At 65.8% G+C, this 13,071-nt stretch carries 14 protein-coding genes; 8 read left to right on the forward strand and 6 right to left on the reverse strand.

From position 1 onward, the window contains the following. Positions 1-4: 4 nt before the first annotated feature. Complete coding sequence (locus tag MMF98_RS07775) at positions 5-1,672, forward strand: NAD+ synthase (protein ID WP_243305707.1); 1,668 nt, start codon at positions 5-7, stop codon at positions 1,670-1,672. Between the two features lie 18 nt (positions 1,673-1,690). After that, a complete protein-coding gene (locus MMF98_RS07780; RefSeq protein ID WP_243307343.1) occupies positions 1,691-2,029 on the forward strand; it encodes a P-II family nitrogen regulator in 339 nt (112 codons plus the stop codon). 20 nt (positions 2,030-2,049) lie between these two features. Here the strand turns inward: MMF98_RS07780 and MMF98_RS07785 are convergent, their stop codons facing one another. The 6 genes from MMF98_RS07785 to MMF98_RS07810 form a co-directional block, all read right to left on the reverse strand. Further along, a complete protein-coding gene (locus MMF98_RS07785) occupies positions 2,050-2,643 on the reverse strand; it encodes an LOG family protein (protein WP_243305708.1) in 594 nt (197 codons plus the stop codon). After that, positions 2,640-3,053, reverse strand: a complete 414-nt coding sequence (locus MMF98_RS07790) for a diacylglycerol kinase (protein ID WP_243305709.1) — start codon at positions 3,051-3,053, stop codon at positions 2,640-2,642. Before MMF98_RS07790 ends, MMF98_RS07785 begins: the two co-directional genes overlap by 4 nt. A 53-nt stretch (positions 3,054-3,106) precedes the next feature. Beyond that, complete coding sequence (locus tag MMF98_RS07795) at positions 3,107-3,562, reverse strand: RDD family protein (RefSeq protein WP_243307344.1); 456 nt, start codon at positions 3,560-3,562, stop codon at positions 3,107-3,109. A gap of 109 nt (positions 3,563-3,671) precedes the next feature. Next, entirely contained in the window at positions 3,672-4,421 is a 750-nt protein-coding gene (locus MMF98_RS07800; RefSeq protein WP_243305710.1) for a DUF3106 domain-containing protein, read from the reverse strand. A gap of 7 nt (positions 4,422-4,428) precedes the next feature. After that, on the reverse strand, positions 4,429-4,836 hold the full coding sequence (locus MMF98_RS07805) for a DUF3619 family protein (protein ID WP_243305711.1): 408 nt from the start codon (positions 4,834-4,836) through the stop codon (positions 4,429-4,431). Positions 4,837-4,862: 26 nt separating this feature from the next. Next, the gene (locus tag MMF98_RS07810) at positions 4,863-5,429 is read right to left on the reverse strand and encodes an RNA polymerase sigma factor (RefSeq protein ID WP_243305712.1); all 567 of its coding nucleotides are present in this window, start codon (positions 5,427-5,429) and stop codon (positions 4,863-4,865) included. A 304-nt stretch (positions 5,430-5,733) separates the two neighbouring features. Between MMF98_RS07810 and MMF98_RS07815 the strand changes: the two genes are divergently transcribed. The 6 genes from MMF98_RS07815 to leuA all read left to right on the forward strand — a co-directional run bounded on the left by MMF98_RS07815 (position 5,734) and on the right by leuA (position 13,064). After that, a complete protein-coding gene (locus MMF98_RS07815) occupies positions 5,734-7,512 on the forward strand; it encodes an acetolactate synthase 3 catalytic subunit (protein WP_243305713.1) in 1,779 nt (592 codons plus the stop codon). Between the two features lie 140 nt (positions 7,513-7,652). Beyond that, positions 7,653-8,144, forward strand: coding sequence for an acetolactate synthase small subunit (ilvN, locus tag MMF98_RS07820; RefSeq protein ID WP_243305714.1), 492 nt, complete (start codon positions 7,653-7,655; stop codon positions 8,142-8,144). Positions 8,145-8,192: 48 nt separating this feature from the next. Next, entirely contained in the window at positions 8,193-9,209 is a 1,017-nt protein-coding gene (gene ilvC, locus MMF98_RS07825; RefSeq protein WP_243305715.1) for a ketol-acid reductoisomerase, read from the forward strand. Between the two features lie 96 nt (positions 9,210-9,305). Continuing rightward, entirely contained in the window at positions 9,306-10,172 is an 867-nt protein-coding gene (gene asd / locus MMF98_RS07830; RefSeq protein WP_243305716.1) for an archaetidylserine decarboxylase, read from the forward strand. A 182-nt stretch (positions 10,173-10,354) separates the two neighbouring features. Next, complete coding sequence (gene pssA / locus MMF98_RS07835) at positions 10,355-11,170, forward strand: CDP-diacylglycerol--serine O-phosphatidyltransferase (protein ID WP_243305717.1); 816 nt, start codon at positions 10,355-10,357, stop codon at positions 11,168-11,170. Between the two features lie 208 nt (positions 11,171-11,378). Next, complete coding sequence (gene leuA / locus MMF98_RS07840) at positions 11,379-13,064, forward strand: 2-isopropylmalate synthase (protein WP_243305718.1); 1,686 nt, start codon at positions 11,379-11,381, stop codon at positions 13,062-13,064. The last annotated feature ends 7 nt before the right edge of the window (positions 13,065-13,071 follow it).

The following is a 13,071-nucleotide window of genomic DNA, read 5'->3' on the forward strand; positions in this document are numbered from 1 at the left end:
TTGTATGACTCTCAAACTCTGCGTTGCCCAGCTCAATTTCGTCGTCGGCGACCTGTCCGGCAACGCGCAAAAAATCATCGACGCGGCCCGCACGGCCCATGCGCAGGGGGCTCGCCTGCTGCTGACGCCCGAGCTGTCGATCTGCGGCTACGCGGCCGAGGACCTGTTCCTGCGGCCCGCCTTCATCGCCGCCTGTGATGATGCCGTGAAAACGGTGGCCCGCGAACTCGCCGGGTTAAAGGGCATGGTGGTGGTGGTCGGCCATCCCACCGGCGGCGACGAGCGCAGCAAGTCGGTGGCGGTGCAGCGGCGCCACAATGCGGCCAGCGTGATCAGCGAGGGCCGCATCCTGGAAACCTACGCCAAGCGCGAGCTGCCCAACTACCAGGTGTTCGACGAGCGGCGCTACTTCACGCCGGGGCAGGGTGTCTGCGTGTTCCAGGCCGGCGGCGTGAACGTGGGCCTGCTGATCTGCGAGGACGCCTGGTTCGAGGAGCCGGCGCGGCTGGCCAGGGAGGCCGGCGCCGAGCTGCTGGCCGTGATCAATGCCTCGCCCTTTCATGTGGGCAAGGGCGGCGAGCGCGTGGCGCGCATGGCCGAGCGCGTGCGCGCCGTCGGCCTGCCACTGGTCTATGCGCACCTGGTGGGCGGGCAGGACGAGGTGGTGTTCGACGGCGGCTCGTTCGCGCTCGACGCCAGCGGCGCGCTGGTGGCCCGCGCCGGGAATTTCAAGGAAAAACTGCTGGAGGTCCAGGCACAGCGGTCATCGGGTGCTATTGATTTGGTAGCGGGCGAGGTGGCACCGGAGCGCAGCGCCGAAGCCGATCTGTGGGACGCGCTGGTGCTGGGCGTGCACGACTACATCGGCAAGAACGGCTTTCCGGGCGCGATCCTGGGCCTGTCGGGCGGCATCGACTCGGCCCTGGTACTGGCGATCGCGGTGGATGCGCTCGGCCGGGACCGCGTGCGCACGGTGATGATGCCCTCGCCCTACACGGCCGACATCTCCTGGATCGACGCGCGCGACATGGCCGCGCGCCTGGGCGTGCGCTACGACGAGATTTCCATCCTGCCCGAGTTCGAGGCCTTCAAGTCTTCGCTGGCCGGCGAGTTCCAGGGGCTCAAGGAGGACACGACCGAGGAGAACATCCAGGCCCGCATCCGCGGCACGCTGCTGATGGCGTTGTCCAACAAGTTCGGCAGCATCGTGCTGACCACCGGCAACAAGAGCGAGATGGCCACCGGCTACTGCACGCTGTACGGCGACATGGCGGGCGGCTTCGCGGTGATCAAGGACCTGGCCAAGACCACGGTGTTCCGCCTCGCGCGCTGGCGCAACGCGAACGACCCCTACGGCACGGGCGCCAGCCCGATCCCCGAGCGCATCATCACGCGCCCGCCGAGCGCCGAGCTGCGCCCCGACCAGACCGACCAGGACAGCCTGCCGCCCTACGAGGTGCTGGACGCCATCCTGGAGCGCTACATGGAGAACGACCAGCCGATCGAGGAGATCGTCGCCGCCGGCTTTGCGCGCGCCGACGTGGAGCGCGTGACGCGCCTGATCAAGATCAGCGAATACAAGCGCCGCCAGGCCCCGGTGGGAATCAGAGTCACGCACCGAAGTTTCGGCAAGGATTGGCGCTATCCTATTACCAGCAAGTTCCGCGCATAAGGAGAATTCCCCATGACCATGAAACAGATCACCGCCATCGTCAAACCGTTCAAGCTGGAGGAAGTGCGCGAGGCGCTGGCCGAATGCGGCGTCACCGGCCTGACCGTGACCGAAGTCAAGGGCTTCGGCCGCCAGAAGGGCCACACCGAGCTGTACCGCGGGGCCGAGTACGTGGTCGATTTCCTGCCCAAGGTGAAGGTGGAGGTGGTGGTGAAGGAAGGCGACGTGGACCGCTGCGTGGACGCCGTCGTCAAGGCCGCGCGCACCGGCAAGATCGGCGACGGCAAGATCTTCATCACCAGCGTGGAGCGGGTGGTGCGCATCCGCACCGGGGAAGAAGACGAGACGGCGGTCTGAGCCGGCCGCGCTTCAGGCTTTCAGATTTCCGAGAGATCCAGGCCGGTGGCGTTCATGCCTGCCGCCTGCACCAGATCGCGCAGCAGGGGCTCGGGCTCGGCATTCACCTTCACCAGATCCATCAGCCACTCGTTCATGAACTGCTGGCGCACGCTGCTGCGCAGGAACGCCACCAGGCCGTCGTAGTAGCCGGCCGTGTTGAGCAGGCCGATCGGCTTGTCGTGGTAGCCGAGCTGGCGCCAGGTCCAGACTTCGAACAGCTCTTCCAGCGTGCCGATGCCGCCAGGCAGGGACAGGAAGGCATCGGCGCGTTCGGCCATCAGGCGCTTGCGGTCGTGCATGGTGTCCACGATGTGCAGCTCGGTGCAGCTGTGGTTGGCCCACTCCTTCTCGACCAGCGCCTTCGGGATGATGCCGACCACGCGGCCGCCGGCGGCCAGCGTGGCCTCGGCCACCACGCCCATCAGCCCGTTCTTGCCGCCGCCGTAGACCAGCTGGCCGCCGCGCTGGCCGATCCAGGTGCCGACCAGGCGGGCCGTTTCGGTGAATTGGGGGTCGGTGCCGGGGCGGGAGCCGCAGTACACGCAGATGGAAAAAGCGGGATCGGGGGTCATGCAGCAAATTTCTGAAACAGGGCGGCGGCCCAGATGCCGGCGCACAACAACAAACTCAGCAGCACCGCGGCGCTGCCCATGTCCTTGGCGCGCTTGGACAGGTCGTGCCACTCAGGGCCGATGCGGTCGATCGCCGTCTCGATGCCGGTGTTGAGCAACTCGACGATCATCACGATCAGCACCGAGCCGGCCAGCAGCGCGGTTTCGACCCAGTGGCGGCCGAGCCAGAACGACAACGGCACCAGCACGATGGCGGCCAGGGCCTCCTGGCGGAACGCCGTCTCGCCCCAGCCGGCGCGCAGCCCCTCGATGGAATAGCCCGTGGCGTGCCAGACGCGGCTGAAGCCGGTGCGGGTTTTCTGGAGGTTGGCGGGAGCGCTGTTCGGGGAGCCGGGGTCTGGAGACGACATGCAGCGATTGTCGCCGAGGTTCATGACAGCCCGGTCACGGGCTGGCGGCGGCATCAGCGGCTCAGCGGCTGCGAAGACACCAGCCGCGTGCCGGCCCAGGCGTCGTGCCAGAACTGCTGTTGCGGATGGAAGCGGCTGAGCACCGCCCAGACCGCCACCCAGCCCAGCAGGATCACCAGGGTCTCGCCCACGGACACCGGGAACAGGGCCAGCAGCGCCAGCGGCGGCAGGAACCACAGCCAGCTCAGCAGGTAGCGCAGCAGGGCGCGCCGCTGGCTCAAGGGGCGGCCCTGGGCATCGACCACGCGGATGTTCCAGGTCTTCATGGCCAGCGTCTGGCCCTTGGCCCAGAACCAGGTGAAGTAGATGCCGAACACGACGAACAGGAAGGCCTGCAGCGCATGGCGGTTGTCCATGGCGTTGCGGGTCTGGCTCAGGGTGCCAAACAGGTAGCCGGCGATGAACACCACGCCGAACATCAGCATGCCCTCGTACAGCCAGCAGGCCATGCGGCGGCGCAGGCTCGGGGCCACGAGATCGGTGGCCGCTGGGGCGGAAGGCAGGGTGGCGCCCGTGGGCGTGCGATTCGTCGGCATGGGGAGGCGAAAACGGCGGCGACTACGGATGCGGGGTCGCGGCGTCGGCAGGGGGCGGAGCAGGGGCAGGGACGGGCTGAGGCAGCAGGGTGTGGTGGTCCACCGCGCGCGGCGCCGGGATCACCCGGGGAGGCGGGCTGGTCTTGGCCGGCTGGTCCTTGCGCGGACCGGGAATCGGCGCGATTTTCTGTTGCTGCTGCGCCGGCTTGACGGCCAGGGCCGCGCCCACGGGCTTGGAGGCGGCGCCCGCGGCGAGTTTCTGCTTTTCCTCGGGGCTGAGGGCCTGGTAGGCCTCCCATTTGGCTTTTTTCTCGTCGGGCGAGAGCTGCTTGGTTTCGGCGAAGTTCAGGCGCGCCTGGCTGCGCTGCTGCGGGCTCAACGCGACCCACTCGGTCATGCGGCTGTGCAGCTTGGCCTGCTCCTCGGGCGGCAGCTTGGGGTAATTCTTGGACAGCACGATCCACTTGCGCTTTTGCAGCTCGCTGATGCCGTTCCAGTTGGACGCCAGCGGCTGCAGGGCCTGCTGCTGGGCTGGCGTGAGCTCGTTCCAAAGCGGGCGGGAGGCGGGCTTGAAGCTGCCGGTGGCCGGCTGTGCCTTATTGCCGGCGGGTTTGGCCGCGGACGCCGGGGCGGCCGGCGCGCCGGGAGCCGGCTGGGCTCGGGCGGGCAGCGCCAGCAGGCCGTGTGCGATGAGAAAAGCGGCCGCGAAAAGAACCGCGCCCGTCAGGAGCGGGCGGAGCTTCAGGACAGGCGCTGGTTCCAGGAGGCTCATCCGGGCGTCAGAAATTCTGGTCCCTGCTGGTCTTGATGAACTGCGCAAACCCGGGGTCGGCGTAGGCCGAGGGCGGGAGGTCGTCGGTGAGCAGGGCCGCATCGACTTCGGCCACTTCGTTGGCGCGGTTTTCGTTCTGGACCATGTTGATGGCGACCAGGCCGGCCACCAGGGCGATCAGGGGCAGGGCGGAGGCGATGCGGCTCCACAGGCTCAGGCCTTCGTCGCCGAAGGTCAGGGCGGCGCTGCCGCCCGAGGCCACCACGGACGAGGCCGTGCGCACGCGGGCCACCTTGCGCTGGGCCACGGCGCGCACGCGCGCGGCGCGCAGGCGCTCGGAGATGTCATGAGGCAATTCACCCGTGCCGGCCGACAGACGGGCGGCCACCTTCAGGCCGTAACGGTCCTGGAGCATGTCAGTCTGGTATTGGAGTGAATTAGTCATAGATGTATTCCCTTTGCCCTCAGCGCTTTGCCTAGAGCCTGGACTGCGCGGGAACAGTGGGTTTTGACACTGCCTTCCGAACACCCCATGGCCGCCGCTGTTTCGGCGACGTCCATTTCCTCCCAGTAACGCATGAGAAACGCTTCTCGTTGACGCGCCGGCAATTCCTGGATTTCAACCTCGATTTCTCTCAGGATCTGGGCCCTGCGGGTGGCGTCTTCGGCACTTTCCGTGCGCTGTGAGTCTTCCAGGGACTCATAAGTTTCCAGTAAATCGAATTCCCCGTCCTCTCCGGGCAACTCGAAGTCGCTCATGTTGGAAAACAGCGCGTTGCGGGTCTTCTGGCGGCGGAACCAGTCCAGCGTGCAGTTGGACAGGATGCGCTGGAACAGCATGGGCAGCTCGGCGGCCGGCTTGTCGCCATAGTGCTCGGCCAGCTTCATCATGCTGTCCTGCACGATGTCCAAGGCGGCTTCCTCATTGCGAACGTGATAGACCGAGCGCTTGAAGGCTCGTTTTTCAACGCTTTTCAGGAAATCTGAGAGTTCTCGTTCGGTTGCCAAGAGGATCGCGGGAGTGATGGTGGGAAGTGTCGCGGCTGCAAGGGGCCGTTTTGTACTTTTTCTCGCATTTCCGGCTCACTTCGGCTCGAATTATGGCATTGCGCCATGCTTTTTCCCGTAACGACCGGTGCCGGCGCGCGCTGTAGTGCGATAATGCACGTTGCAAGTCAAAAGGCAAACGGGTCACGGTCCGGCGATGCAAGCAGCTCGCCCATGGCTTTGGCCTCAAGTCCCGACGCGGCTCCACAAGAGCTGGCAAGGGGCACCCAAGGTTTTTCGTCAGAGAAATTCACAAAGGTTGATCATGGAAATCTCAAAGGCCGAAATCGCATCGGCAGCAGCCGCCGCTTCCAGCACTTCCACGCAAGAGCTCCGGGGCGCCGAAATCCTCGTGAAGGCCCTGCAGGCCGAAGGCGTCAAGTACGTCTGGGGCTATCCCGGCGGCGCGGTGCTTCACATTTACGACGCTTTTTACAAGCAGGACACGATTCAGCATGTCCTGGTTCGCCATGAGCAGGCGGCCGTGCATGCGGCCGACGGCTATGCGCGCGCCACGGGCGACGTGGGCGTGGCGCTGGTCACGTCCGGCCCGGGCCTGACCAATGCCGTGACCGGCATCGCCACGGCCTACATGGACAGCATCCCGATGGTGATCATCAGCGGCCAGGTCCCGACCGCCGCCATCGGCCTCGACGCCTTCCAGGAATGCGACACCGTCGGCATCACGCGCCCGATCGTCAAGCACAACTTCCTGGTGAAGGATGTGCGGCAGATGGCCGACATCATGAAGAAGGCCTTCCACATTGCCAAGAGCGGCCGTCCGGGCCCGGTGGTGGTGGACGTGCCCAAGGACGTGTCTTTCAACAAGACCGCCTACACCGGCTATCCCGAGAGCGTGGAGATGCGCTCCTACAACCCGGTGCGCAAGGGCCATGGCGGGCAGATCCGCAAGGCGCTGCAGCTGCTGCTCAATGCCAAGCGGCCCTACATCTACACCGGTGGCGGCGTGATTCTGGGCAACGCCACGCAGGAGCTGCGCACGCTGGTGGATCTGCTCGGCTATCCCTGCACCAACACGCTGATGGGCCTGGGCGCCTACCCGGCGAGCGACCGCAAGTTCCTCGGCATGCTGGGCATGCACGGCACCATCGAAGCCAACAACGCGATGCAGAACTGCGATGTGCTGCTGGCCGTGGGCGCGCGCTTCGACGACCGCGTGATCGGCAACCCCAAGCATTTCGCGCAGAACGAGCGCAAGATCATCCACGTCGACATCGACCCGTCGAGCATCTCCAAGCGCGTGAAGGTCGACATCCCGATCGTCGGCGACGTGAAGGACGTGCTGACTGAGCTGATCTCCATGATCCGCGAGAGCGGCACCCGCCCCGACGCCGGCGCGCTCGGCGCCTGGTGGGAGGCGATCGAGGGCTGGCGCCAGCGCGACTGCCTCAAGTACGACCGCGGCAACAAGGACGTGATCAAGCCGCAGCACGTGGTCGAGACGCTGTGGAACATGACCAAGGACGTCGACACCTACATCACGTCCGACGTTGGCCAGCACCAGATGTGGGCCGCGCAGTACTACCGCTTCGATGAGCCGCGCCGCTGGATCAACTCGGGTGGGCTGGGCACCATGGGCGTGGGCATTCCCTACGCCATGGGCATCAAGCTGGCCAAGCCCGATTCGGAAGTGTTCTGCATCACCGGCGAAGGCTCGGTGCAGATGTGCATCCAGGAGCTGTCCACCTGCCTGCAGTACAACACGCCGATCAAGATCGTCTCGCTCAACAACCGCTACCTCGGCATGGTGCGCCAGTGGCAGGAGATCGAATACTCCGGCCGCTACAGCCACAGCTACATGGACGCGCTGCCCAACTTCGTGAAACTGGCCGAGGCCTATGGCCACGTCGGCATGCTGATCGAGGACCCGAAGGACGTGGAGCCGGCGCTGCGCGAGGCGCGCAAGCTCAAGGACCGCACGGTGTTCATGGACTTCCGCACCGACCCCACCGAGAACGTGTTCCCGATGGTGCAGGCCGGCAAGGGCATCACCGAGATGCTGCTGGGCTCGGAAGACCTTTGACCCTTAAAATGTGGCGCCGGTCCGCGAGTCGCGGTCGCGGGCAGCTACAGAATCAATAGCAAACTGGACGAATCTATTGCCTGCCGAGCCTGGCGCTTACCGGCGCCAGGGGAGGGCAGCGAAAAGAGGAATCACATCCCATGAAACACATCATTGCAGTACTGCTGGAAAACGAGCCCGGCGCTCTTTCCCGCGTGGTGGGCCTGTTCTCGGCCCGTGGCTACAACATCGAATCGCTGACGGTGGCGCCGACGGAAGACCCGTCGCTGTCGCGCATGACCATCACGACGACCGGCTCGGATGACGTGATCGAGCAGATCACCAAGCACCTGAACCGCCTGATCGAAGTCGTGAAGGTGGTCGACCTGACCGAGGGCGCCTACACCGAGCGCGAGCTCATGATGGTGAAGGTGCGCGCCGTGGGCAAGGAGCGCGAGGAGATGAAGCGCATGGCCGACATCTTCCGCGGCCGCATCATTGACGTGACCGAGAAGAGCTACACCATCGAGCTGACCGGCGACCAGGCCAAGAACGACGCGTTCCTGGTGGCGATCGACCGCAGCGCGATCCTGGAAACCGTGCGCACCGGCTCAAGCGGCATCGGGCGCGGCGAACGCATCCTGCGGGTCTGAGCATTCCGCAGATCCATTTTCATCACCCATTCATCGAAGGAGAACCCCGTGAAAGTGTTTTACGACAAGGACTGTGACCTGAGCCTGATCAAGGGCAAGACCGTCGCGATCATCGGCTACGGCAGCCAGGGCCATGCCCACGCCCAGAACCTGAACGACAGCGGCGTGAAGGTCGTGGTCGGCCTGCGCAAGGGCGGCGCCTCCTGGCCCAAGGTCGAGAAGGCTGGCCTCAAGGTCGCCGAAGTGGCGGATGCCGTGAAGGCCGCCGACGTGGTCATGATCCTGCTGCCCGACGAGCAGATCGCCACCGTCTATAAGAACGACGTGGAGCCCAACATCAAGCAGGGCGCCTCGCTGGCCTTTGCCCACGGCTTCAACGTGCACTACGGCCAGGTCGTGCCCCGCGCCGACCTCGACGTCTGGATGGTCGCGCCCAAGGCCCCGGGCCACACCGTGCGCAGTACCTACGCGCAAGGCGGCGGCGTGCCCCACCTCGTGGCCGTGCACCAGGACCAGACCGGCAAGGCCCGCGACCTGGCCCTGAGCTACGCCATGGCCAATGGCGGCGGCAAGGCCGGCATCATCGAGACCAACTTCCGCGAAGAAACCGAGACCGACCTGTTCGGCGAGCAGGCCGTGCTGTGCGGCGGCACCGTCGAGCTGATCAAGGCCGGCTTCGAGACGCTGGTGGAAGCCGGCTATGCGCCCGAGATGGCCTACTTCGAATGCCTGCACGAGCTCAAGCTGATCGTGGACCTGATCTACGAAGGCGGCATCGCCAACATGAACTACTCGATCTCCAACAACGCCGAGTACGGCGAGTACGTCACCGGCCCGCGTATCGTGACGGACGAGACCAAGAAGGTCATGAAGCAGGTGCTCAAGGACATCCAGACCGGTGAATACGCCAAGAGCTTCATCCTGGAAAACCGCGCCGGCGCGCCCACGCTCATCAGCCGCCGCCGCCTGAACGCCGAACACCAGATCGAGGTGGTGGGCGCCAAGCTGCGCGCCATGATGCCCTGGATCGCCAAGAACAAGCTGGTGGACCAGACGAGGAACTGATCCCCTCGGGATTTGAGCAGAGGCCTTGTGCGGGTGCCCGCACAAGGCCTGTTTTGTTGGCGACCCTGGAGGTTGCCGCTTTTACGGGTGGATTCCGTGCCAGATCGTCTCGCTGTCCTGCTGCAATACCTTTTGCCCAAACGGGCGCTCACCGTGTTCGGCGGCTTCGTGGCTGGCGCCCGGGGCGGCGCGGCCACCACCTGGCTGATCGGCTGGTTCATCAAGCGGTACGGCGTCAACATGGCCGAGGCGGCCCAGCCCGACATCCGCAGCTATCCGACGTTCAACGAATTTTTCACGCGGGCGCTGAAGCCGGACGCGCGCCCGCTGGCCAAGGCGGATCTGATCTGCCCGGTCGATGGCGCGATCAGCCAGTTCGGGGCGATCCGTGCCGGCCAGATCTTCCAGGCCAAGGGGCATGACTACTCCGCCGAGGCCTTGCTGGGAGGCGATAGCCAACTGGCGGCCCGGTTTGCCGAAGGCAGCTTTGCCACGCTGTACCTGAGCCCCAGGGACTATCACCGCATCCACATGCCGTGCGACGGGCGCCTGGTGAGCATGACGCATGTGCCCGGCGCTCTGTTTTCGGTGAACCCCCAGACCGCGCGCGGCGTGCCGGGCCTGTTTGCCCGCAACGAGCGCGTCGTGTGCGTGTTCGAACCGCTGGAAGGGTCTTCCGGCCGGCCCTTTGTCCTGGTGCTGGTGGGCGCCACCATCGTCGGCAGCATGGCCACGGCCTGGCATGGCATCGTGAATCCGCCGCGCGTGCAGGAGATCCGGACATGGCGCTACGAGGACCGGCAACTGATCCTCAGGCAAGGCGAGGAGATGGGGCGTTTCCTGCTGGGCTCGACCGTCGTGCTGCTGTTTCCCGAAGGCGCATTCACGTTCAATCCCGACTGGGAGGCCGCGCGGGCCGTCCGGCTCGGCGAGCCGATGGGCCAGCACCCAGCACCGCCTTGACCGCAGCAGGTTGCCGCTCGTAGGCGCCCGGCTGCGGTCCGTCTGCCGGGGGTGGCGATTCGGGGAGGCGCTGGCTTACACTCCACAGTCCATGCCACGCCAGTATTCCGTTTCCATCTTTCTCCAGGCCGTGACGGCGATGCCATCGGGCGACCATTCGACACATCAAGGGGACTCATCCCATGCATGACGGCACCGATTCCATTCCCGCGCCCGGAGAAGAGGTCGTGGTGCGCAAGCGCCGCAAGGGCATCTACATCCTGCCCAACCTGTTCACCCTGGCGGCCCTGTTCGGCGGCTTCTATGCCGTGGTGATGGCCATGAACGGCCGCTTCGACATGGCGGCAGTGGGCGTGTTCTGCGCCATGGTGCTCGACAGCCTGGATGGGCGCGTGGCGCGCATGACCAACACGCAGAGCGCCTTCGGCGAGCAGATGGACTCGCTGTCCGACATGGTGTCGTTCGGCGCCGCGCCCGCGCTGATCGCCTACGAATGGGCGCTCAAGGGCCTGGGGCGCTGGGGCTGGATCGCCGCTTTCGTGTACTGCGCCTGCGCCGCGCTGCGGCTGGCGCGCTTCAACGTCAATACCACCGTGGTCGACAAGCGCTACTTCCAGGGGCTGCCGTCGCCGGCTGCCGCCGCGCTGGTGACCGGTTTCATCTGGCTCATGACCGAGGCCGACATCAAGGGCTCGAGCGTCGCCTGGCCGATGTTCGTCTGCGCGCTGTACGCGGGCCTCACGATGGTCACCAACGTGCCGTTCTACAGCTTCAAGGACATCCAGATGAAGAAGAGCGTGCCCTTCGCGGTGATCGTGCTGATCGCGCTGGGCATCGCCGTCATCAACATCCATCCGCCGATCGTGCTGTTCAGCCTGTTCGTGATCTATGGCGTGAGCGGCTACGTGGTCTACGGCTGGCGCAAGGCCAAGGGCGTGCAGACCAGCGTGATCAGCACCTCCACCGACGAGCCCGACGAGCGGGGCCTGCACAAATGACGCCGGGCTTCGCGCGGCATGCGGGCTGAACCGCCCCGAACTTGTGCTACAGTCAAAAACATGAACCGAATTTCGCTGGCCCTACTGCTATCCCCCGACGGGCGGAGACGGTAGCGCACGCGTATACCCGAATCAACGGCCCGTTTGCACCAGCAGCGGGCCGTTTTGTTTTGGGGCTGCTGGCTTAACTGAAACAGAGGAATCCATCATGTTGAAGCAACCCGCCAGCAAGTACCGCGCATTCAAGCCCATCGGCCTGAGCGACAGGACATGGCCGGACGCGGTCCTCACCCAGGCCCCGATCTGGCTCAGCACCGACCTGCGCGACGGCAACCAGGCGCTGATCGAGCCCATGGACAGCGAACGCAAGCTGCGCATGTACGAGATGCTGCTGGAGATCGGCTTCAAGGAGATCGAGGTGGGCTTTCCCGCGGCCTCGCAGATCGATTTCGATTTCGTGCGCAAGCTGATCGAGGAAGACCGCATTCCTGACGACGTGACCATCCAGGTCATGACCCCGGCGCGCGAGGAACTGATCGGCCGCACCATCGAATCGCTGGCCGGCGCGCGCCGCGCCATCGTCCACCTGTACAACGCCGTGGCGCCGGTGTGGCGGCGCGTGGTGTTCGGGCTCGAGGTGCCCGAGGTGATGCAGCTCATCGAGCACCATGTCGGCCTGGTCAAGCGCCTGACCGACGCGCAGCCGCAGACCGAATGGGTGCTGCAGTATTCGCCCGAGACCTTCTCGATGGCCGAGCTCGAGGTCTCGCTGCAGGCCTGCGAGACCGCCATCGCCGCCTGGGGGCCGGGCCGCCCCATCATCCTCAACCTGCCGACCACGGTGGAGAACGCCACGCCCAACATCTTCGCCGACCAGATCGAGTGGATGGCGCGCCGCTTCAAGGGCCGGTCCGAGGTGGTGCTGTCGGTGCACCCGCACAACGACCGCGGCACCGGCGTGGCCTCTGCCGAACTGGCGCTGCAGGCCGGCGCGCAGCGGGTCGAGGGCTGCCTGTTCGGCAATGGCGAGCGCACGGGCAACCTGGACCTCGTCAACGTCGCGCTCAACCTCTACACGCAGGGCGTGGACCCGCAGCTCGACTTCTCCGACATCGACGAGGTGCGCCGCACCACCGAGCATTGCAACCAGTTGCCGGTACACCCGCGCCATCCCTATGCCGGCGACCTCGTCTACACCTCGTTCTCGGGCTCGCACCAGGACGCCATCAAGAAGGCCTTCGCCGTGCGTCGAGAGGGCGACGTCTGGGAGATTCCCTACCTGCCGATCGACCCCAAGGACCTGGGCCGCAGCTACGAGGCGGTGATCCGCGTCAACAGCCAGTCGGGCAAGGGCGGCATCTCGTACCTGCTCGAAAGCGAATACGGGCTGGAGCTGCCGCGCCGCCTGCAGATCGAGTTCAGCCAGGTGGTGCAGGGCGTGATGGACGCGACCGGCAAGGAGCTGACGGCGCAGGACCTGTGGCAACTGTTCGAGCGCGAGTACGGCGTCAATGCGATCGCCGCACCGCAGCACCGCGTGCAGGACCAGGCGGATGGCAAGACCGTGCAGTTGCGCGCCGAAGTCCAATGGTCCGGCCAGCGGCTGCAGGTCGACGGGCAGGGCACGGGGCCGATCGAGGCCTTCATCAACGGCCTCAACGCGGCCACCGGCCAGGCCGTGCGCGTGCTGGACTACCACGAGCACGCCATCGGCAGCGGCGCCAACGCCCAGGCCGTCGCCTACCTGGAGCTGCGCGTGAACGAGGAGCGCACGCTGTTTGGCGTGGGCATGGATGCAAATATCGTCTCCGCGTCGCTCAAGGCCATCATTTCGGGCCTGCAACGCGCGAAAATCACGGTTTCACCGGACCGTGCCGCCAGCGTGGTGGCCTGATCCCCCT

This window comes from Variovorax terrae (assembly GCF_022809125.1).
In the GTDB taxonomy this organism is placed as follows: domain Bacteria; phylum Pseudomonadota; class Gammaproteobacteria; order Burkholderiales; family Burkholderiaceae_C; genus Variovorax_A; species Variovorax_A terrae.